Annotated in this window: 15 protein-coding genes; 8 read left to right on the top strand and 7 right to left on the bottom strand. The window is 73.3% G+C overall.

The window, feature by feature from the left end; translation table 11 throughout:
* Window positions 1-285 precede the first annotated feature (285 nt).
* Complete coding sequence (locus ACZ6W9_RS16035) at window positions 286-1,611, bottom strand: MFS transporter (protein ID WP_389959992.1); 1,326 nt, start codon at window positions 1,609-1,611, stop codon at window positions 286-288.
* A gap of 101 nt (window positions 1,612-1,712) precedes the next feature.
* Here ACZ6W9_RS16035 and ACZ6W9_RS16030 point away from each other — a divergent pair, with 101 nt between their 5' ends.
* Entirely contained in the window at window positions 1,713-2,699 is a 987-nt protein-coding gene (locus ACZ6W9_RS16030; protein WP_389959989.1) for an ArsR family transcriptional regulator, read from the top strand.
* A gap of 169 nt (window positions 2,700-2,868) precedes the next feature.
* Here ACZ6W9_RS16030 and ACZ6W9_RS16025 read toward each other — a convergent pair whose 3' ends face one another.
* Together ACZ6W9_RS16025 and ACZ6W9_RS16020 are read right to left on the bottom strand one after the other, a co-directional pair.
* The gene (locus ACZ6W9_RS16025) at window positions 2,869-3,651 is read right to left on the bottom strand and encodes an AMP-binding protein (RefSeq protein WP_389959986.1); all 783 of its coding nucleotides are present in this window, start codon (window positions 3,649-3,651) and stop codon (window positions 2,869-2,871) included.
* 578 nt (window positions 3,652-4,229) lie between these two features.
* Window positions 4,230-6,716, bottom strand: a complete 2,487-nt coding sequence (locus ACZ6W9_RS16020; protein ID WP_389959983.1) for an ATP-binding protein — start codon at window positions 6,714-6,716, stop codon at window positions 4,230-4,232.
* Between the two features lie 404 nt (window positions 6,717-7,120).
* Here ACZ6W9_RS16020 and ACZ6W9_RS16015 point away from each other — a divergent pair, with 404 nt between their 5' ends.
* Window positions 7,121-9,082 carry an ABC transporter ATP-binding protein gene (locus ACZ6W9_RS16015; RefSeq protein WP_389959980.1) on the top strand — a complete coding sequence of 654 codons (1,962 nt, stop codon included), beginning with the start codon at window positions 7,121-7,123 and terminating at the stop codon, window positions 9,080-9,082.
* Window positions 9,083-9,218: 136 nt separating this feature from the next.
* Here ACZ6W9_RS16015 and ACZ6W9_RS16010 read toward each other — a convergent pair whose 3' ends face one another.
* Both ACZ6W9_RS16010 and ACZ6W9_RS16005 read right to left on the bottom strand, forming a co-directional pair.
* Window positions 9,219-10,742 (bottom strand): peptidoglycan D,D-transpeptidase FtsI family protein, encoded by a 1,524-nt coding sequence (locus ACZ6W9_RS16010; RefSeq protein WP_389959977.1) that lies wholly within the window; start codon window positions 10,740-10,742, stop codon window positions 9,219-9,221.
* 182 nt (window positions 10,743-10,924) lie between these two features.
* Entirely contained in the window at window positions 10,925-11,287 is a 363-nt protein-coding gene (locus ACZ6W9_RS16005) for a MerR family transcriptional regulator (protein ID WP_389959975.1), read from the bottom strand.
* Between the two features lie 92 nt (window positions 11,288-11,379).
* Here ACZ6W9_RS16005 and ACZ6W9_RS16000 point away from each other — a divergent pair, with 92 nt between their 5' ends.
* On the top strand, window positions 11,380-12,318 hold the full coding sequence (locus tag ACZ6W9_RS16000; RefSeq protein ID WP_470118305.1) for an aldo/keto reductase: 939 nt from the start codon (window positions 11,380-11,382) through the stop codon (window positions 12,316-12,318).
* Window positions 12,319-12,447: 129 nt separating this feature from the next.
* Here the strand turns inward: ACZ6W9_RS16000 and ACZ6W9_RS15995 are convergent, their stop codons facing one another.
* Window positions 12,448-13,104 carry a TetR/AcrR family transcriptional regulator gene (locus ACZ6W9_RS15995; RefSeq protein WP_389959969.1) on the bottom strand — a complete coding sequence of 219 codons (657 nt, stop codon included), beginning with the start codon at window positions 13,102-13,104 and terminating at the stop codon, window positions 12,448-12,450.
* Window positions 13,105-13,175: 71 nt separating this feature from the next.
* Between ACZ6W9_RS15995 and ACZ6W9_RS15990 the strand changes: the two genes are divergently transcribed.
* The 3 genes from ACZ6W9_RS15990 (at window position 13,176) to ACZ6W9_RS15980 (ending at window position 16,641) form a co-directional block, all read left to right on the top strand.
* Window positions 13,176-14,507 (top strand): GH1 family beta-glucosidase, encoded by a 1,332-nt coding sequence (locus ACZ6W9_RS15990; protein ID WP_389959967.1) that lies wholly within the window; start codon window positions 13,176-13,178, stop codon window positions 14,505-14,507.
* A gap of 311 nt (window positions 14,508-14,818) precedes the next feature.
* The gene (locus tag ACZ6W9_RS15985; protein WP_470118303.1) at window positions 14,819-15,217 is read left to right on the top strand and encodes a hypothetical protein; all 399 of its coding nucleotides are present in this window, start codon (window positions 14,819-14,821) and stop codon (window positions 15,215-15,217) included.
* A 32-nt stretch (window positions 15,218-15,249) separates the two neighbouring features.
* Window positions 15,250-16,641: a hypothetical protein gene (locus ACZ6W9_RS15980; RefSeq protein ID WP_470118301.1), complete on the top strand. Its 1,392-nt coding sequence runs from the start codon at window positions 15,250-15,252 to the stop codon at window positions 16,639-16,641.
* Between the two features lie 229 nt (window positions 16,642-16,870).
* On the opposite strand, the gene ACZ6W9_RS15975 is transcribed toward ACZ6W9_RS15980, so the two are convergent.
* A complete protein-coding gene (locus ACZ6W9_RS15975) occupies window positions 16,871-17,797 on the bottom strand; it encodes a VldE C-terminal domain-containing protein (RefSeq protein ID WP_470118299.1) in 927 nt (308 codons plus the stop codon).
* Between the two features lie 186 nt (window positions 17,798-17,983).
* On the opposite strand from ACZ6W9_RS15975, the gene ACZ6W9_RS15970 reads away from it, so the two are divergent.
* Both ACZ6W9_RS15970 and ACZ6W9_RS15965 read left to right on the top strand, forming a co-directional pair.
* The gene (locus ACZ6W9_RS15970; protein WP_389959957.1) at window positions 17,984-19,417 is read left to right on the top strand and encodes an aldehyde dehydrogenase; all 1,434 of its coding nucleotides are present in this window, start codon (window positions 17,984-17,986) and stop codon (window positions 19,415-19,417) included.
* A gap of 577 nt (window positions 19,418-19,994) precedes the next feature.
* Window positions 19,995-21,146 (top strand): serine hydrolase domain-containing protein, encoded by a 1,152-nt coding sequence (locus tag ACZ6W9_RS15965; RefSeq protein ID WP_389959955.1) that lies wholly within the window; start codon window positions 19,995-19,997, stop codon window positions 21,144-21,146.
* Window positions 21,147-21,158: the final 12 nt, after the last annotated feature.

Genomic DNA, 21,158 nt, shown 5'->3' with positions numbered 1-21,158 from the left:
CCGGCACGATCCGGCGCCCGGTGACCGGACCGGGGTGTACGGCGGAGCACGCCGTCGCCGACCAGGTCCTTCCATCATCCACAGCGGGTTACAAACGAACGTAAAGTCGGAAACCACGCAATACGCACGAAATGCCTAGAACTTATTCACCGGTCGGGTACGGGGCACCGGACGGGCCATCCGCACGGCAGGCGACGGCAGGGCCTTTGCCGCCCCTATACGTTCCCGGCCTGCTCCGTCACCCCTCCCGGATGACGCGGCGACGCCCGGTCGCCCGGACGGCGGTCAGGCGGGCTCCGGGCTCAGGTGACGGTGAAGCGCGAGCGAGCAGCCGATGACCGCGACCCCCGCCAGGACGATCGCCAGGTGCGGCGCGGTCGCCTCGGCCACCGCGCCCGCCAGGGCGGCGGCCAGCGCCTGACCGGTCATCGCTCCCGCACCCGCCAGGCCGAACGCCTGTCCGGCGACCGCTTCGGGCACCGCCGCCACGAACCGACGTTGCAGCCCGAGCGCGTAGGAGCCGCCGGCCATCGTGGCCAGCAGGACGAGGAGCGCGGCCACCGCGAGTCCCGGCCGGAGGACGAAACCGAGCAGCGGAACACCCGCCAGGGCCGCGAGCGGCAGTGCCAGGCGTTCCCGGCCGGACGGGGAGGTCAGCCGTCCCACCGCGAGGTTGCCGGCCGCCAGCCCGGCCGAGGCCGCGGCGAGCGCCACCCCGGCCGCGTCGCCGAGGTAGGGGACGAGCACCGCCTCGGCCGCCGTCACGAACGACACCGGCAGCCACTGGGCGAGCAGCAGCCCGCGCACCCGGGGGTCCGCCAGCAGCGCCCGGTTGACGCGCAGCGTCTCCCGCACGGCCCCGCCCCCCGCTCCCCGAGCCCGCGCGCCGGCCCCGCCCTCTTCTCCGCCCTGAGCCCGCGCACCGCCCGTGCCCTCGCGTCCGTCCCCGTCCTGAGCCCGCGCGCCGGCCCCGTCCTCACCCCGGACCCGCACGCCTCCGCCCCCGGCACGGGCCGGTACGTCCGGCAGGCCGAGCCGGAGCAGCACGGCGGCCACGGCGGACAGTCCCGCGGTGGCGGCCAGCGCGCCCGCGGGGCCGGCCGCGGCCAGCACGCCGCCGCCGGCCGCCAGCCCGGCGATCTGCCCGCCCGCGGCCGTCACCGACAGCACGGACCTGCCCAGGACGAACGCGTCCCCGGGCAGCAACGCGGGCAGCAGGGCGTTGCGGGACGCCATGAAGACCGGCGAGAACAGGCCACCGGCCAGTACCAGCGCCAGCATCGCCCAGACGGGCAGCCCGGCGAAGGCCAGCAGCAGGCAGGTCACCGCCCGGACCAGCTCACCGACGATCATCAGCGTGCGGGGCCGGACGCGGTCGGCCAGGGAGAGCAGGAACGTCCCGCCGACGACGTACGGCAGGAAACCCAGCATGTAGGCCGCGGCCGACAGCCCGGGCGAGCCGGTCCTCGCGTACACCAGCGCCGACAGGGCCAGCGCCTTGACCTGGTCCCCGGCGATCAGGAGGGCGAAGCTCGCGAACAGCGTCCGGAACTCGGCGACGGCGAAGAGCTCTCTGTAGGTCGCGGCCCGTTCCCGCGAGGTGATCGTCATGTCCGTCAGGGTGGGGCGTCCCGCCGCCCGGGGATAGGCTTTCGGAAATCGCCGAAAGATCGCCGGGCGGCCCGCCGCGCCGGGACCGTCAGGGAGACGTCATGGCCATCAGGATCGAGGTCAGCCCGGGAGACGTCGTGGCCGCCAGGTTCGCCGTCTCCCCGCTCATCGTCACCAAGCTCGCCCTGTGGGTGCTGTCCGGCAGGAAGCAGGCCGGGATCTGGCGGGCCTGGGCGGACCGGCAGCGGAAGCCGTACGAGAGGTTGCGGGCCGAGCGGCCGGGGCTCGGGGCGATGGTGGCGCTGTTCCGCGACCGGAGTTACAACGTCGACTTCGCCGCGCCGCCGCCGGCCGGGGTGGGCACCCCGTTCGAGGCGGAGCTCGCGGTGGTGCGCGCCACCTCCGCGGCCCAGGCGCACCGGGAGATCGCCAGGAACCTGGACGGCATGCCCCGGCCGCCGGCCGCCGTGCTGGACGTCCTGTCCTCGCCCGACGTGGTGACGCTCTTCGCCGACGCGCTCCAGGCCCTCTGGGAGGAGATCGTCGCCCCCGCGTGGCCCCGCTTCCACGCGATCCTGGAACGCGACGTGATCCAGCGGTCCGGCCGCCTGGCGACGTACGGCTGGGCGGCGGCGCTCGCCGACCTCAGCCCGCGGGTGCGCTGGCATCCCGACGGGGTGATCGAGGTGCGGGCGGAGAGCCCCGGCGAGACCCGCCGGCTCGGCGGGCGCGGCCTGCTGTTCGTGCCCTCCCCCTTCCCGTCCGGGGTGGGCTCCTACCTGGAGGACGCCTGGCCGTACGCGATCTCCTATCCGGCACGCGGGGCCGGGATCCCGCACGAGGCGCCGGACGGCCTGACCGGGCTGATCGGCCGGACCAGGGCGCGGGTCCTGCTGGAGCTGGCCGTCCCGGCCACCACCAGCCATCTCGTCGCACTGCTCGGCCTGGGACTGGGAACCGTCGGCGACCACCTGGGCGCACTGCGGCGCGCGGGCCTGGTGGCCCGGTGCCGTACCGGCCGCGCCGTGCTCTACCACCGCACGGCGCTCGGCGACGCGCTGGTCAGCCCTTCGGTGCCCCCGCCATGAGACCGGGCGCGAAGAACCGCCCGGCAGGACGCATGGCCGCCGGAACGGACCCGCCGGGACGGCGGGCGGGTGACGGGAAGGGTGTGGGGGCCCCGCCCCGCCGCGGGACCCCCACCAGGCGCGCCTCAGGGGCCGCGCCGCCCGCCTGTGTCGTGGCGGGCCGCGCCGTTCACCCCTGGACGCGCTGGATCGCGCCGTCGGGCAGTGCCATCACGGTGACGCCGAAGTCGTGGACGGTCGCCGACAGCTCCTCGGGGGAGAGGCCGGGGGCCACCACGACCAGCGCGCCGCGCATGAGCGCCAGGCCGATCAGCGTGGTCATGGCCAGGACGCAGGTCAGGGACCACGTCACCAGCAGGACGTCCGACTTCTCCAGGACCACGAGCCGGTCGAGGACGTGCATCCGGCCGATGAGGTCCTCGTGGGTGAAGACCCCGGCGTCCTGGGTCAGCAGGGCGGGCTGGACCGACGGGTCGAGCAGGGGCAGCGGCCCGGGCTCCAGCAGCAGCAGGTCGGCGAAGTCGACGGTGTCCCGCGCCTGACCGAACGTGATCACCTGCCGGACCCTGGACGCCTCAGCCGCCCGCAGCGACGCCTCCGCCAGCCCGGGGGTCGTGATGAGCAGCCGGGCGTCCCACCGGGCCAGCAGCGTGCCGACCTCCCCGCTTCCGGGGTCGACGGGGGCCGCCACGCCCCCCGCCGCGATGACGGTGTGCACCGCGAGGGTCTGCGCCGCGGCGTCACCGACGTGGATCCCGGCCACCTGACGCCTGCGGGCGCCCCGCCGGACCAGACCGGAGGCGCCCAGCGTCACCTCGCCGGCCAGGCGGCGGTAGCCGTACACGACTCCGGCGCCGAGGTCGATCAGCGCGGGCCGGTCACCCCGTTCGTACGCGCGACCGAACACCGCCTCGGTGACGGTTCCCCTGATGGAGGAGGAGGTCGGTCTCATGGCGCCGACCGTAAGGCCGCTCTGACGGCCGGGGCATCGTTCGATGTATGTAGATGAGTGTGTATTCGAGATCGTCCTTTCCGGGGGTGCGGGCCCGAGCCCTGCGCGGCTCGGACCCGCTGTCGCGTGCCCCGTGGCCCCGAAGTCCCCACCCCTCCGAGGAGACCTCGGCCGACGGGCGGGACACGCGACGCCTCCGGTGTGCCCGGCCGTGACGCCGGGGATGGTGTGGGCCCGCCGCGTCCGCGGCCCTCGCCCCGGGCGGGACGGCGCGGAAGGCCGGCGTCACCGGCCGAACACGAGGGAAACGTACGGCGGACACCCGGGGCCGCACATGCGCCGAACTGCGTATCCCGAGGTGTAGCCGTACGGCCGCCGGGGTGTGTAGGCCGGGCGGCCGGCGCTCCCCGCCCGCCGGAGCGCCTCAGGAGCGCCGCGTACGGCCCGGCGGCCCCGGGCCCCGATCCGCCCCTTTCCGGCCGGGGCCGCGTCCCTCGGGCGCGGCCGTGGCCCGATGACCCTTCAGGCGCGATCGTGCTCCATGACCCTTTCAGGCGTGGCCGTGCTCGATGACCCCTTCAGGCGCGGTTGTGCTCGATGACCCAGGTGGCGACCTGGGTGCGCGAGGAGAACCCCAGCTTCGCCAGGATGTTGGCCACGTGCCGGGCCGCGGTCGCCGGGCTGATCACCAGTTCGTCGGCGATGGCCTTGTTGCTCAGGCCGCGGGCCACCAGCTCGGCGATCTCCCACTCGCGGCCGGTGAGGGTGGTCAGCGGGGTGGCCGCCGGGCCCCGGGCCGCCGGCGGCGGCAACCCGGCCTGCTCGCCGTCCGGCTCATCGTCCTGGAGGGCGTAGCGGATCGCCTGCTCCTGCGTCATCTCCTGGCCGTGCGCCCAGAGCTGGGCGACGAGGGCGTCGCCCAGACGCGTGCGGGCCGGCTGGAGCAGCTCCTCCATCCGGGCGCCGAACCCCGACGGCAGGAAGGCGCCGCACATCGAGCCGCGGATCGCGGCGGAGGCGCCGGCCAGCCGTACGGCCCGGCGGTCGTCCTCCTCGGCCAGCGCGAGCTGCGCGAGCGTCTCGATCCGCCGGGCGACGCCGAGCCGCTGGCCGGTGCCCAGGCACAGCCGCAGGCTCTCCACCAGCCGGGCGCGGGCGGTCGCCAGGTCGCCCTGGGCGAGGGCTATCCGGCCCAGCCCCGACAGGCAGGTGATCGTCTGCCAGTGCGAGGTGATGTCCTGCAGCAGGTCGAGGGCCTGCTCGTAGTAGGCGCGGGCCTCGGCCAGGTCGCTGCGCAGCCAGGCGACCTGCGCCAGGCCGATGAGCGCGACCGGCTCGGCCCAGTGGTTGTCGAGCTCGTGGGCGATGGCCAGTGCCGCCTCGAACGACCGCTGCGACTCCTTGGCACGACCCTCCGACAGGGCGAGGGTCCCCTCCATGGAGCGGATCACCATCTCGTGCCAGGGGTCGTCCACCTTCCGCACGGCCTCCAGCGCCTCGTCCAGGCAGGCCCTGGCCGCCTCGGGCCGCCGCTGGTAGATGGCCACCCAGGCCAGGATGGCGAGCGCCCCGCTCAGCGGCCCGTGCAGGCCCGTCGCCCGGCACAGCTCGGCGGCGGCCGCGCAGGCGACCTGCGCGGTGTCGGGGTCGCCCTGGCCGAAGGCCACCTGGCCGCGCAGCACGAGGGCGTCGCCGCGCACCCGCGGGGACAGCAGCGCGGGCTCGGTCTCCAGCAGGCGGTCCAGCCACTCGTCGGCCGGGGTGAACCTGCCGCCGGCGATGGTCGGCCAGCGCAGCAGCACCAGCAGGCGCAGCGCGCTCTCGGGTTCGCCGGTGTCGGCCGACCATCGCACCGCCGCCCAGATGTTGGACTGGAGCTCGTCCAGCAGGACGAGCTGCGGGCAGATCTCCTCCCACGTGGGGCGGGGGTGGCGGACGATCAGCCGGTGAACCCGGTCGGCGATGCCGATCATGTGGTCGCGGTGCCGCTGCCGCAGCGGGCACTCCTCGCCCGAGGCGTCGAGCTGCTCGGCGGCGTACTGGCGGATCGTCTCCAGCATCCGGTAGCGCGTCTCGCCCGCGGCCGCCGCGTCGGCCAGCACCAGGGACTTGTCGACCAGGCCGCACAGCACGCTGAGGATGTCCTCGGCGCCCAGTCCGTTGCCGGAGCAGACCTGCTCGGCCATGTCGAGCGTCCAGCCGCCGGTGAAGACCGCGAGCCGCCGCAGCAGGATCCGCTCGGGTTCCTTGAGCTGCTGGTAGCTCCAGTCGACGGTGGCCCGGAGCGTCTGGTGCCTGGCGGGGGCGGTGCGGTCGCCGGCCGACAGCAGCCGGAAGCGGTCGCGGATGCGGGCGTGGATCTGCTCCACGGTCAGCGCCCGGCACAGGGCGGCGGCCAGCTCGATGGCGAGCGGCATCCCGTCGAGCGCCTCGCACAGGCTGGCGATCTCCGCGGCGTTCTGGTCGGTGACGGCGAAGCCGCGCGAGGCGGCGCCGGCCCGGTCGACGAACAGCCGTACGGCCTCGCTGCCCGCCGGGTTCTGGGCGTCGTCCCCCGGCAGCGAGAGCGGAGGCACCCGCCACACCGTCTCCCCCGCCACCCGCAGCGGCTCGCGGCTGGTGGTGAGCACCCGCACCTCGGGACAGACGGTGAGGACCATGCGGCAGAACCGGGCGCACTCCTCGACGAGCGACTCGCAGTTGTCGACGATGAGCAGCAGCCGCCGGTCGGCGAGGGCGTCGATCAGCGTCTCGGCCAGCGGGCGCGACGGCTCGGCGGCGACGCCGAGCGCGGCGGCCACCCGGGGCACGATCTGGTCGCCGGGCACCGCCTCGGCCAGCTCCACCAGCCACACGCCCCCCGGGAAGCCGTCCGCCACCTGGGTGGCCACCCGGACCGCCAGCCTGCTCTTGCCGATGCCGCCCGCCCCGCACAGCGTCACCACCCGGGCGACGCCGAGCAGATGGGCGAGCTCCTCCACGTCGGCCTCGCGGCCGATGAAGGCGTTGGGTTCGAGGGGCAGGTTGCCCGCGGTGAGGGAGGAGTGCGCGGTGTCCTGTGTCATCGGCTCTTGGTCGCGGTGTCCTGGTCTCGGCGGTCGATGGCATCCGGTGGTGCGTCGCGGGGCGGCCGTCACGGAAAGTGTGACACCAATTACCGTGCCGTGCCCAGGCTTAACACCTTTTCGGATCTCCGGATCACCTGACCGTATCCCCTCACGAGCCCCCGATCGCCCCTCACGGCCCCGTCGCCGCCGTCACGGGACGCGGCCGGGGAAAGGGGCATCCGGTGGTGAACCCGCGTAACGATCAACGGCCGCATCCCACCGAACCGCCCACATAACGGTCATCCCTCACGTCCCGGCGGCAAGCCGCACGAGGGCCGCCGGCCGACCCGGGACGCGACCGGCTCCGGCCATCGGCAGCCGCCCTTCACCGGATTGTCAGTACCCGACTCCACACTGTCACCATGCCAGCCGAATCCCCAGCCCCAGCCACCGCCGCCTCCTCCGCCCCGGCACCGCGCGACGGCCGTGCGGGGCCCCCGGACCCCCCCGATCTCGCGGAGCCTTCGGACCTGACGGAGCTCGGCGAGCTCACCGCGCCCGACTGGTACGCCTTCTCGGAGCGGCTCTCCGGGATCGGGTTCCTGACCGTCGCCCGCCGGCTCCCCGCGCTGGTCCGCCGGGCGCTGGGCATGGCCTGGCGGGCGAGCCCCCGCGACACGGCGGCCACCGTCGTCCTCAGCCTGCTCGGCGGGGTGTTCACCGCCTTCGGCCTGCTGGCCACGACCGGTGTGCTGAGCGCCCTGTTCAGCGCCGGGCCCACCCCCGAGCGGGTCAGGGCGGCGCTGCCCTCCCTGGCGCTGGTCGCCGGGGCCGCCTGCCTGCGCTCCGCGCTGCAGGCGGGCGCCGGCTGGGTGCAGGGCCGGCTCCGCCCGCAGGTCGGCCGGATCACCGAGGAGCGGCTGTACGGCCTGACCAGCCAGGTCGACCTGGTCGCCTTCGACGACCCCGAGTTCCACGACGCGCTGCAGCGGGCCCAGGCGCGCGGGATGGACACCGCGCGCGTGATGGTGGACAGCACCATCGACACGATCACCGGCCTGATCGGCATCGCCGCCGCGGCGGGCGTCCTCGGCGTGCTCCACCCGGTGCTGCTGCCGCTGCTGGTGCTGGCGGTCCTGCCGGACGCCTGGGCGGCGGTGCGCGCCGCGAAGATGGGGTACGCCGCCGACCACTCGCTGATCTCGGCCCGCCGCCGCAAGTGGATCCTCGCCGACCTGATGGCCGAACGGGAGACGGCCGCGGAGGTGCGGTCGTTCACGATGCGCGGCTTCCTGATGCGGATGTACGACGCGGTGGCCCGGGCCGAGCAGCGGGTCATGCTCGACCTGGCCAGGCGCCGGGCCCTCACCCGGGTCATCGGGGAGGCGCTCGGCGGCCTCGGCACCCTGACGGTGTACGTGGCGCTGGGCGTGCTGCTGTCCCTCGGCACCGTCGCGCTGGCGGTGGCGGGCACGGCGGTGCTCGCCATCCGCTCGGGCAAGGGATCGCTGGAGAACCTCATGTTCGCCGTCAACCGCCTCTACGAGGGAGGCCTGTACTTCACCGACTTCCTGGAGTTCTGCTCCCTGGCCGAGCGGTACCTGCCCCCGCCCCGCCAGCGCCCGGCCCCCGAGGGGTTCGAGCGGATCACCGCCGAGGAGGTCGTCTTCACCTACCCCGGGGCCGACCGTCCGTCCCTGTGCGGCGTCTCCGTCCGCCTCGACCGCGGGGAGGTCGTGGCGCTCGTCGGGGAGAACGGCTCGGGCAAGACCACGCTGTCCAAGATCCTGGCGGGGCTCTACGAACCCGGTGGCGGCCGTGTCCGCTGGGACGACGCAGACCTGTCGGAGGTCGATCCCGCCTCGCTGCGCCGCCGCGTCGCGGTGATCGCCCAGGACCACAGCCGCTGGCCGCTGACCGTCCGGCACAACATCACCATGGGCGACGGCAGGGGGGAGGCGGCGCTGGTCTCGGCCTCCGAGGTGGCGGGCGCCGACGAGGTCGTCTCCGAGCTGCCGCGCGGCTACGACACCCTGCTCGACCGGCGGTTCAAGGACGGCAGGGAGCTGTCGGGCGGCCAGTGGCAGCGGATCGCGGTGGCCCGCGGCTTCCATCGCGACGCCCCGCTGCTGATCTGCGATGAACCGACCGCGGCACTCGACGCCCGGGCCGAGCACGCCCTCTTCGAACGGGTCAGGCGGCACGCCGAGGGTCGCACGGTTCTGATGATCACCCACCGGCTGGCCAGCGTCCGGCACGCCGACCGCATCTACGTCCTCAGCCGGGGCGAGGTCGTCGAGCAGGGCACCCACGCCGAGCTCATGGAGCTCGACGGCCTGTACGCCGAGCTGTACAACCTCCAGGCCCGCGCCTACTCCCCCTGACCGGCCCGCTCTCCCGGGTACGGCCCGCTCGGGCACGGCCCGGTCTCCGGGCCGCCCCGTCCCCCGACCGGTCTGCTCCTCCTACCCTCCTGCCCCCTGCCGGCCGGCGTCCGAGCCGGTCCGCGTCCCGGCCGGCCTACTCCCCCTCGGTCTCCCCCTCAGCCTCCCCTTCGGCGGCCCGCTCCTCCCGGCCGGGGGACGGAAGGACGGCGCGCATGACGGCCCTGGCGATCGGGGCCGCCACCTCGCCGCCGAATCCGCCGTGCTCCACGACGACCCCCACCGCGACCCTGGGGGCGTCGGCCGGGGCGAACCCCGTGAAGATCGCGTGGTTCTCCCGGGACGGGGCGTTCTCGGCGGTGCCGGTCTTGGCGGCGACGTCGATCCCCGGGATCGCCGCCGCCGCGCCGGTCCCGCCGGGCCTGGTGACGGCGACCATCATCGCGGTGAGCCGGTCGGCCTCGTCGGCGCCGAGGACCCGGCGATACCTCGACGGCTCGGCGTTACCGATCACCGTGCCGTCGGCGAGGCGGACCTCCTCCACCAGGTAGGGGCGCATCAGGTCACCGTGACCGGCGACCGCGGCCGAGAACATCGCGATCATCAGGGGGGTGGCCCGGGTGTCGAACTGTCCCAGCGCCGACATGGCGGTCTGTGCCCGGCTCATCCGCTCCGGGTAGACGCTCACGGCCACCGGCATGGGCACGGCGAGGTCGGCCGCGCCGAACCCGAACGCCTCGGCCTGCTCGCGCAGCGCGTTCTGGCCGAGGTCGAGGCCGATCTTCGCGAACGGGGTGTTGCAGGAGACCTTGAACGCGTAGGCCAGTGACGGGTGGCCGTCGCCGCAGGCCGCGCCGCCGGAGTTGCGCACGCGCACGCGGGTGCCGGGCAGGCGGAGCGAGGCGGGCGCGCTGACGGCGGTGGCCGGGCCGTACCGCTCGGAGCTGAGCGCGGCGGCGGTCGTGACGACCTTGAAAGCCGAGCCGGGCGGGTAGGTCCGCTGGATCGCCCGGTTCAGCAGCGGCCGGCCGGGGTCCCTCTGCAGCCGCCGGTCGGCGGCGTCGAGCGCGGCGGTGTCGAAGACCGTGTACAGGTTCGGGTCATAGGAGGGGTAGGAGGCCATGGCCAGGATCGCGCCGGTGTTCGGGTTGATCGCGACGACGGCCCCGGGCTTCCCGGTGGCGCGCAGCGCCCGGTAGGCGGCCCGCTGCGCACGGCCGTCGAGGGTGAGCTTGAGGGTGGCCCCGCTGCGGATGCCGTCCATCAGCGAGCGCACCCTGACCCCGGGGTCGCTCCCTGACAGGTCAGGGTCCTCGGCCGCCTCGATGCCGGAGGATCCGTAGAGGGAGAGGTAGCCGGTCACCGGCGCGTACAGGGGCCCCTGGGGGTAGACGCGCCGGTACCGGTAGGTGCGGTCGCCGCTCCTGCGGCTGGTGGCGATCACCGTCTCGTCGCGGAGCACGATGTCGCCCCGGGGGCCGTCGAAGCGCTCGATCATGCCGTGCCGGTTGCGGGGGTCCCCGGCGAGCCGGTCGGCCCGGAACGCCTGGATGTAGGTGGTGTTGACGAGCAGCGCGAACAGCATCACCTCGCACGCCACGGCGACGCGTCCGAGCGGAGCGTTCATCCGCCGCGCACGCTGCACCGTCACGGACCTCATGGCCCTCCCCCCGATCCCCTTTCCCGGTGTAACAGTCAGACCGGAAAGGGGCCGCCGCACAGGGGCAAAGCGCCCGTACGGCTTGCGCTCCGCCGCCGGGGCGAGGAGCCGGGCCGGGAAGGGCGGGGGCTGCGGGAAAGGGCCGAGGGGCCGTGGGAAGGCCGGGGCCGCGGGAACGGGCTCTAGTCCACCACGGACCGGTAGTAGCCGATCTTGGCGCGGATGGCCCGCTGCTGCTTCTGGAGGATGGCGATCTGCGCCTCCACTCGCTCGTCGTGGGCCTCCAGCACCGCGATGCGGTCGCGGACCGTGTGGTCCCCGGCCCTGGTCAGCTCAGCGAAGCGGATCATCTCCGCGATCGGCATGCCGGTGTCGCGCAGGCAGCGCACCATGCCGAGCCAGCCGACGTCCTCCTCGCTGAACCTGCGCTGGCCGGCCGCGTTGCGGCGGATCGACGCCAGCAGCCCGATCCGCTCGTAGTAGCGCAGGGTGTCGAGGCTGAACCCGGTCTCCTCGGCCACCTGTCCCGGTGTGTACACGCTCACGCCCGGCAGCATCCCACCTGGAGCCCACTCCACGTCAAGCACGACAATCCGAACTTGACCTGGAGCCCGCTCCAGGTTCCACAGTGGATCACATGACGCAGATCCCTTTTGCTCTGGGCACGATTCCCTTCGGCACCGCTCTGGACGACCGGGCGACCTTCGAGATCCTCGACCGGTTCAGTGAGGCCGGCGGCACGATTCTGGACACCGCGAACAACTACCCGTTCTGGGTGGAGGGCGCGACCGGCGACGAGAGCGAGCTGGCCATCGGCCGCTGGCTGGCCGCGCGGGGCAACCGCGACCGGATCACGCTGAGCACCAAGTGCGGCGCGCGTCCCACCGTCCCGGGCGACCGCACCCTCGACTCGATCGAGGGCCTGTCCGCGGCGGCGATCCACTCGGCCGCCGAGGGCAGCCTGCGCCGGCTCGGCACCGACCGCATCGACGTCTACTGGGCGCACATCGACGACCGGTCGGCGCCGCCGGAGGAGACGCTGGGCGCGTTCGCCGAACTGGTCGAGGCGGGCAAGGCCCGGGAGATCGGCGCGAGCAACCTGACGGCCTGGCGGCTGGAGCGCGCCCGCGCCGTGTCGGCGGCGCACGGCCTGCCCGCCTACACCCACGTGCAGCTCCGCCACACCTACCTCCGGCCCCGTCCGGGGACGCGGGTGCCGGAGGGCGGGCACGTCCTGGTCCAGGACGACATGACGGACTACCTGCGCTCGGAGCCGGGGCTGACCCTGTGGGCGTACAACACGCTGATGGCCGGCGCGTACACCCGTCCCGACCGGCCGCTCCCGGAGATCTACGACCACCCGGGCACCACCCGGGGGCTCGCCGTGCTGCGCGAGGCCGCCGCCGAGCTGGGCGTGACCGTCAACCAGGTGGTGCTGGCCTGGCTGATCGGCGGCGACGTCCCGACGATCCCGATCATCGGTGTGAGCTCCCTGTCCCAGCTCGACGAGGCGCTCGGCGCGGTGGACCTCAAGCTCGACGACGAGCTGCGCGCCCGCCTGGACGCCGCACGCTGAGCGGCCCGGCCGCCGTACGGCGACCCGCTCGACCCCGTACGGCGTGCCACCCGGACACCGCCCTCCCCGTACGGCGGGCCACCCGACGCCGTACGACGCAGCGGGCCGAACCGCCGGCGGGACGGGCGGTCAGGTCCGGGGCAGGAGACCGGCGAGGTAACGGCGGACCAGCAGCTTGCACTCGGCGATCAGGTCGGGGTCGCCGTCGGGCCGGGTGCGGAAGGCGAGCTTGAGGACGGCGTCGGCCGCCTCGACCGCGACGACGAGCGCGCGGTCGAGTCCCGGACCGGCGGCGGCACCGGCCTGCTCGACGACGACGGCCCGGAGCCGGTCGGCCACGATGGCGTTGTTCTCCAGCGCCGCGTCGAGCATCCGCTCGGTCCCCCGGATCGCCGGGCCGCCGGGCGCGGACAGCACCTCGCCGAAGTCCACGACGCCGAATCCCGGCGTGGTCCGCTTCATGGCCACGAACTCGTCGACCGCCAGATCGGTCATCTCCGCCCAGTCCGACGGCGGGGCGGCCGACAGGCGGGCCACGATCCGGCCGAGGAATGCCTCCAGGTTGCGCAGTGCGAGCGCGCGCACCAGCGCCTGCTTGTCGGAGAAGAACTGGTAGAAGGTTCCGATCGGCACCCCGGCCCGGCGCGCGACCTCCTTGGTGGTCAGTGCCTCGTACCCCGCCTCGTCCAGCAGCCGCGCGCACTCGTCGAGCATCCGCTCGACGCGTTCCGCGCTGCGCCGCTGGGCGGGACGGCGGCGCAGCGTTCCCCCGGCGACATTCGTCATCGCTCCATCATCTCGCACGCGGGGGGACCGGCGGTTAACATGAGCCGCACTCATACCACTCGGAGGTCAGGATGTTCCTTTGGGGTACGGCCACCGCTTCCTACCAGATCGAGGGGGCCGTCTCCGAGGACGGCCGGGGCGCCTCGGTCTGGGACACCTTCACCCGCGAGCCCGGTCGCGTCCGGGACGGGCACACCGGCGAGGTCGCCTGTGACCACTACCACCGCTGGGCCGAGGACGTCGAGCTGATGGCCGGGCTGGGAGTGGGCTCCTACCGCTTCTCCGTCGCCTGGCCCCGCGTCCAGCCCGCGGGCTCCGGGCCGGTCAACCAGGCCGGCCTGGACTTCTACGACCGGCTGGTGGACGCCCTGTGCGCCAGGGACATCGTCCCGGCGGTCACTCTGTTCCACTGGGACCTGCCCCAGGCGCTGGAGGACCGCGGCGGCTGGCTGGACCGCGACACCGCCCACCGGTTCGCCGAGTACGCCGCCGTCGTGGCCGACCGGCTGGCCGACCGGGTGCCGATGTGGATCACCCTGAACGAGCCCTTCGTGCACATGGTCTTCGGCTACGCCATGGGGACCCACGCGCCCGGCAGGACCCTGTTCCTCGACGCGCTGCCGGTGGCCCACCACCAGCTCCTCGGGCACGGCCTGGCCGCGGCCGCGCTGCGCGAGCGGGGCGCCGGCCGGGTGCTGATCACCAACAACTGCACCCCCGTCCGGGCGGCCTCCGCCGATCCGGCCGACGTGGCCGCCGCGCACGCCTACGACACGCTGCACAACCGCCTGTTCAATGACCCCGTACTTCTCGGCAAATATCCGGATATGTCGGCGTACGGCGTGCGGCTCGACTGCGTCCGGGACGGCGACCTCGACCTGATCTCCGCCCCGCTCGACGGCCTCGGGGTCAACTACTACAACCCCACCCGGATCGCCGCCCCCTCCGGCGACGGCCTGCCGTTCACCGACGCGGGGATCACCGGGCATCCGACCACCGCCTTCGGCTGGCCCGTCGTCCCCGACGGCCTGCACGAGCTCCTGACCGGCCTCAAGGCCCGGTACGGCGACGCCCTGCCGCCCGTCTACGTCACCGAGAACGGCTGCTCCCAGCACGACGAGCCGGGCCCGGACGGCACGGTCGACGACCGTGCCCGCATCGACTACCTCGACGGTCACATCGCGGCGCTGGACCGGGCGCGCGCCGAGGGCGTGGACGTGCGCGGCTACTACGTGTGGTCCCTGCTGGACAACTTCGAGTGGGCCGAGGGCTACCACCAGCGCTTCGGGCTGGTCCACGTCGACTTCGCCACCGGGACGCGCACGCCGAAGGCGTCCTACCACTGGTTCCGGGAGCTGCTGGCGGAGCGGGAGCGGGTGGACGGCCGCCTCCGGGAGCCTTGACGGCCGTCCAGGCGTCGGCGCCGCCGAGCATCCGGGCACCGGGACGCCGGCGGCCGGGTTTCCAGGCGCCCGAACCCGGTGAGGGCCGGGACGCCAGGCGGCCCGGAAGCTCAAGCCCTTCGGGGAAATATCCCTTTTTCTCCGCCTAAAGAGGTGTTTTCTGTACGACCCATGGTCGTTCGAGTAGGCTCCGTGATCACCGGTGTCGCGGGGCCGCGGGCGCGGGAGGCGCCCCGTGAAGACCACCGGGATGGGGGCTGGGCGAACCCGCGCCGCCGCGCATGCCCAGGACGGTCGTGTGGAGGTGCACCATGGCGGATCCGGACAAGCGTCTGGCCGAGGACCACAGCTGGCTGGAGTCCCGGTGGCCCGGGCTGGAGATCAGGAAGGACCAGACCGAGCACAACCCCACAAAGATCAAGAACTGCGTGAAGGAACTCCAGGACATCCTGGAGCGTCTACAGGGCAGCGAGAAGGGCTCCTTCGGCACCGTGTCGGCCAAGACGAACGTCATGACGCTGAGCGCGGTGGCCAAGGACTGGCCGGCGGGCAAGATCCTCAGTGACACCCTGGAGAACGGCAACCGGGAGTTCACCCAGGTGTACCAGGAGGTCATCCAGAAGCTCCAGGCCGCCATCCTGCTGCTCCAGAGCGGGGCCACCACCTATGGCGGCGCCGGCCACGCCAACGGCGGAACGAAGAGCGTCTAGGGGCCGGGATGGACATCTCCAAGAAGACCCACATGATCAAGACTTACTGCGGTGACTTCACCGTCAGGGGCGACCAGCCGGTGGCCAGGGTCAAGCAGATCATCGACGCCCTGGACGGCGACTCCATCAAGAACGCCGGGACCGCCTACCTCGACGCCTGCTCCCTGCTGGCGGAGTGCCAGCGCGCGGTCGAGAACGTCAGCAAGACCCTGGCCGAATGCTGGAACGACGAGGCGTCGGTCGAGGCGCAGACCGCGCTGCGGTACATCCACGCGACGGCGCGCGAGCTGTCCGGCAAGGGCAACATGATGGGCCGCCCCCTGGAGTCGCTCGGCAACGCCCTCCCCGCCTACAAGGAGACCGGCGAGGGAGGGTTCGCGTCCTCGTGGAGCGAGAACACCTTCACCTTTGAAGACGACATCCCGGACTTCTACGACACGAAAGACGGCGTGCAGTGGGGGTCGCAGAACCAGCTCGCCAAGGAGCACCTGGAGAAGCTCAACGCGGAGATCCAGACGTGGCACGACCTGCTCCCCGGCTCACTGCGCAAGGAGCTGCCGAGGATCGAGCCGCCGACCGGGCCCGACCCGAACTTCCCGTACGTGAACTACCCGCCGGGCACGGGGCCGTACGGTCCAGGCGGGACGGGACCGTACGGCCCAGGCGGGACGGGACCGTACGGCCCAGGCGGGACGGGACCGTACGGCCCAGGCGGGACGGGACCGTACGGGATCGACCCGAACGGAACCGGGCCGTACGGCACCGATCCCTTCGCCAACGACCCCAACGGGACGAACCCCAACGGGAACAACGGCCTGCCTCCGGGCGGCTACCTGGGTGACGGCACCGGGAACCCGCAGGGGCAGAACGGCCCGGGATCGGGGATGCCCGGGGGGCCGGGCGGGAGCGGCGCCGGCCCCACCGGCGGCCCGAACGACCCGTCCGGGAACCTGACGGACCCCTCCGGGAACCTGACGGACCCGTCCCGGAACCTGACCTACCCCGCCGGGTACGACCCCGCCAACGCGCGGACCACCGACCTGTCGTCGTTCCAGCCCCCGCAGGGCTACGACGCCAACGGCGTCGGGAACCCGAACCTGACCGGCCCGAACAACTCCACCGGCACCTCCCCCACGCACACGGGCCCGCCGGCGAACACCGGCACGGGTCCGGGCACCGGCGGCGGTGGCGGGGCCGGCTCTTCCGGGTCGTACGGCACCGCCGGCATGCGCGCCGCCGCCCTGAACGCCGCCGAGGGCGCGGCGGGCAGCGGCATGTTCATGCCGCCCATGGGCGGCATGGGCGGGGCCGGTGCGGGCGAGGAGCAGGAGAGGGAGACCGGCAGCAACCTGTGGGAGCACGACGACGTGTGGGGCGCCAACGACCACGACGGCGCCGTCGACGGCCACATCCGCAACGTCTGACGGCGACGCGGACGGGGCCGCCTCCCGGCGGGGTCCGGCCCGGTGTCCGGCCCGGACCGGACCCCGGACGGGCTCCAGGCCCCGGACGGGCTCCAGGCCCCGGACGGGCTCCAGGCCCCGGACGGGCTCCAGGCCCCGGACGGGCTCCGGGCCCGGTCACGCCCGGAAGGCGGCCGTCCGCGTCCGCCTCACGCGGCGGGCCCGGCCGGGGACACGCCGGAGGGCGCGGTCAGAACACCGAGACGTGGACGTGGTCATAGTGGTTGGCGGTGACGCCGCCCCGGTCGGACATCATCCGCCAGCCGCCGCCCGAGCGGACGTCGTAGTAGCGCTGCTGCCAGATGAGGTACATCACGCCGAGGCGCGGGCCGTTGTCGATGACCCACTGGGCCAGGCGGTCGCCGCGCTCCTTGTCCGCGGGGGACGGCATCCGGCCGCCGCCGCTCATCATGAAGTCGCAGGCCCGGCCGCTGCCGTGGTCGCCGGGGTCGCCGGGGCGCAGGCAGCCGTAGCTGTAGGGCATCGGGAAGTTCCGGAGCACCTCGTTGCGCACGCCGACCATGCGGGGGGTGAGGCCGTCACTGCCGGAGGGGGTCTCGAAGCCGTACTTGGCCAGCAGCCCCTCGATCCGGACCCGGTTCTTCTTCAGCCTGGCGATGTCGGCCTTCAGCGCGGCGATCCTCTCGCCGGCGGTCTTCTCGGCCTTCTCGGCCTTCTTGATCAGGTCCTGGATCCGGCTGAGCTGGCTGCTCCGCAGGCTGGCGAGGTAGGACATGGTGGCGGCGCCGCCCAGGGCGGCCGAGACGTCCCCCTGGAAGCTCAGCAGGGTACCGCCGTCCAGCGGGGCGCCCATGTAGGAGGTCTGGGCGAAGCGCACGACGTCGGTCCGGGCGGCCTCCAGCGACCTGCGCAGGCTCTTGACGCTCGTGGTCGCCTTGCCCGCCCGCACGCCGATGTCCTCCAGGCTCTGCACCTGGCCGCGGTACGCCTTGTCGAGCCGGTCGGCCTCCCGGGTCAGCCTGCGCAGCTCGGCCTCGGGGTCGGGCTTGGCGGCGGTGCGGGCGGCCGGGCCGGCGGCGGCCCCGGCGGACAGGAGGGGTGTCAGGAGCAGGGTGGCGAGCAGGAGGACGAGCACGGCCGGGCGGCTCGGTCTCACGCTTCGCTCACCTCCAGAGCCGCACGGACGGAGCGAAACTATAGGAGATGATCTTGTAAACCGCCACCGGAACGACCGAACTCGGCCCCGACGGCGCACCGCCGCCCCGTCCCCCTTGCCATCGACGGCAGAACATGATTCCGTCTCACCACCGGAAGGGCCCTCGGCGACAGGAGGCAGGACGACATGCGCCAGCACGACACGCTGTTCATCGGGGGCGACTGGGTGGCCCCCGCCGGCACCGGGACCATCGACGTCATCTCGCCCCACACCGAGGAGGTCGTCGGCCGCGTCCCCGACGGGACCGCCGCCGACATGGACCGCGCGGTGGCCGCCGCCCGGCAGGCGTTCGACCACGGCCCCTGGCCGCGCATGACGATGGCCGAGCGCGCCGCCGTCGTCGGCAGGCTCGCCGAGATCTACGCGACCCGGCAGGAGGAGATGGCCGAGCTCATCACGATGGAGATGGGCTCGCCCATCACCTTCTCCCGGATGGCGCAGGCCCCGCAGCCTCTCGGCATGCTGCAGTACTACGCCGAGCTCGGCCGCACGTTCCCCGTGGAGGAGGAGCGCCCGGGCACCTTCGGCCCGGTGACCGTGCGCCGCGAGCCGGTCGGCGTGGTCGCCGCGGTGGTGCCGTGGAACGTCCCGCAGTTCGTCATCATGATCAAGCTCGCCCCGGCGCTCGTCGCGGGCTGCACGGTCGTGGTCAAGCCCGCCCCCGAGACGCCGCTCGACTCCTACCTGCTGGCCGAGATGGTCAAGGAGGCCGGCATCCCCGACGGCGTCGTCAACATCGTCGCCGCCGGGCGCGAGGCCGGCGAGCACCTCGTCTCCCACCCCGGCGTGGACAAGGTCGCCTTCACCGGCTCCACCGCGGCCGGCCGGCGCATCGCCGCGATCTGCGGCGAGCAGCTCAAGCGGTGCACCCTGGAGCTCGGCGGCAAGTCCGCCGCGATCATCCTGGACGACTGCGACCTGCCCTCGGCGATGGGCTTCCTGTCCATCGCCACGCTGATGAACAACGGCCAGGCGTGCGTGGCCCAGACCCGCGTCCTGGCCTCGCGGGCCCGCTACGACGAGGTGGTGGAGGCGGTCGCCGGGATGGTCCGCGCCATGCCGGTCGGCGACCCCGCCGACCCCGCCACCGGCATCGGCCCGCTGGTCGCCGAACGCCAGCGGGAGCGGGTCGAGAACTACATCAGGATCGGCATCGACGAGGGCGCCAAGCCCGTCGTCGGCGGCCTGGAGCGGCCCCGCGACCGCGGCTGGTACGTCGCCCCCACGGTCTTCGCCGGGGCCACCAACGAGATGCGCGTCGCCCGCGAGGAGATCTTCGGACCGGTCCTGACCGTGATCCCGTACGAGAACGAGGACGACGCCGTCCGGATCGCCAACGACAGCGACTACGGCCTGCACGGCACGGTGTGGACCGCCGACGCCGAGCACGGCATGGAGATCGCCCGCCGGGTGCGCACCGGCTCCTACGGCGTCAACCTCCTGATGATCGAGAACAGCTCGCCGTTCGGCGGGTACAAGGGCAGCGGCCTCGGGCGGGAGCTGGGACCGGAGGGCCTCGCGGCCTACCTGGAGTACAAGTCCATCGCCCGCCTGGGCTGAACCGGCGCCGGCTGGAACGACCCGGCCGCGCCGTACGGCTCTGCGGAGGACCGTACGGCGCGGCCGGAGGCACGGATGGGCGGCCCAGCGCGCCCCCGCGTCGCTGGACCGCCGCCGCTGCGGTGGAGCCTGTCACACGTGTCCCGGCATGCGGGTTCACGTACCCCTTGGACGTCTCCCGGCGGGTTCAACCCATCCGTTCTAGGTAGACGTCATTCATCCGGGATTGGTTCGGGGAATCCGGCAAAGTTTTTTACGGACCCGCCGGAACGGTCCCGCGGACCCGCATCCGGTGCGGCGGCGCCCTGCCGGCATCGCGATCTCCCTCGCGCCCCGTGGACGGCCCCATGGGGCCGTCCGGCGTTGCCCGACGCCTCCGCCATAGCGTTCACCTTCAACTCGTTGCAACGAACAACGGCCTCACGATTGCGTTAATCGACAGATGACTGCAACGATTAACACGATTCTAGCTGCATAAACGCTGCTACAACGCAAAGATCTTGTTGCGTATAAATGGAAAGCAACGTAGCGTTTCCGTTGTTCGAAACAGCTGGCAGCAAGCACGAGGGAGAGCACGATGCACACGTCCGACACCGCCGCCCCGATCCCCACCGGCCAGGACGGGTTCACCCCGGCCGAGCAGGACCGCCCGGAACTGCGCGAGATCATTCAGGAGATGGTCGACTCCGGTTTCGTCGGGGTGTCGCTGCGGGTGCACGACGAGCGGGGCGAGTGGGCCGCCGTCGCCGGGACACGTGAGCTGGGCGGCGCCGAAGCGCCGCCGGCCGACGGGCACGTCCGCATCGGCAGCAACACCAAGACCTTCGTCGCGACCGTGGTGCTGCAGCTGGTGGCCGAGGGCGGGCTCGGACTGGACGACGCGGTGGACGACCACCTGCCCGGGTTCGGCCTGGACCGCCGGATCACGGTGCGGATGCTGCTGCAGCACACCAGCGGGGTGTTCAACTTCACCGGCGAGTACTACGACGACGGCACGTTCGCACCGGGCATCCCCGCCACCCCCGCCGGCAAGGAGTGGGTGGAGGGCCGGTTCAAGACCTACCGGCCCGAGGAGCTGGTGAAGCTGGCGCTGTCGAAGCCGTCGCGGTTCGAGCCGGGCACCGGCTGGAGCTACTCCAACACCAACTACGTGCTGGCCCGGCTGCTGATCGAGAAGGTCACCGGCCGCTCGCTCGCCGAGGAGATGCGGAGGCTGATCCTGGAGCCGCTCGGCCTGTCGGGCACCCTGCAGCCGACCACCGAGCAGGACGTCCCCGCCCCGCACGCCCGCGCCTACTACCGCTACGAGGAGGAGGGCCGAACCGAGACGGTCGACGTCACCCGCCACAACCCCTCGTGGATCTCCAGCGGCGGCGACATGATCTCCACTCCCCGGGACCTGCACACGTTCATCTCCGCGCTGGTGGGCGGCAGGCTCCTGCCGGCCGAGCTGCTGACCGAGATGTTCACGCCGGAGTCCAGGGCCGGCTACGGCCTGGGGGTCTTCGTGCAGGAGGCGCCGGGCGGCGGCACCGTCATCACCCACAACGGCGGCATGGCGGGCCACGCGGCGCTGATGTACAGCACGCCCGACGGAGGCACCACCCTGACCGCCGCGCTGAACTACGTCGACGACGCCGCCATGTCCACGGGTGCGGCCTTCCAGCAGGCGCTCCAGCGGCTCGTCGCCGAGGTGTTCGGCGGCGGGCGGGCCGACGCGGCCCGGTAGCGGGAGCCGGGG

It is taken from the genome of Streptosporangium sp. NPDC053982 (assembly GCF_055585205.1).
This window is presented reverse-complemented; position numbering and strand designations above follow the sequence as displayed.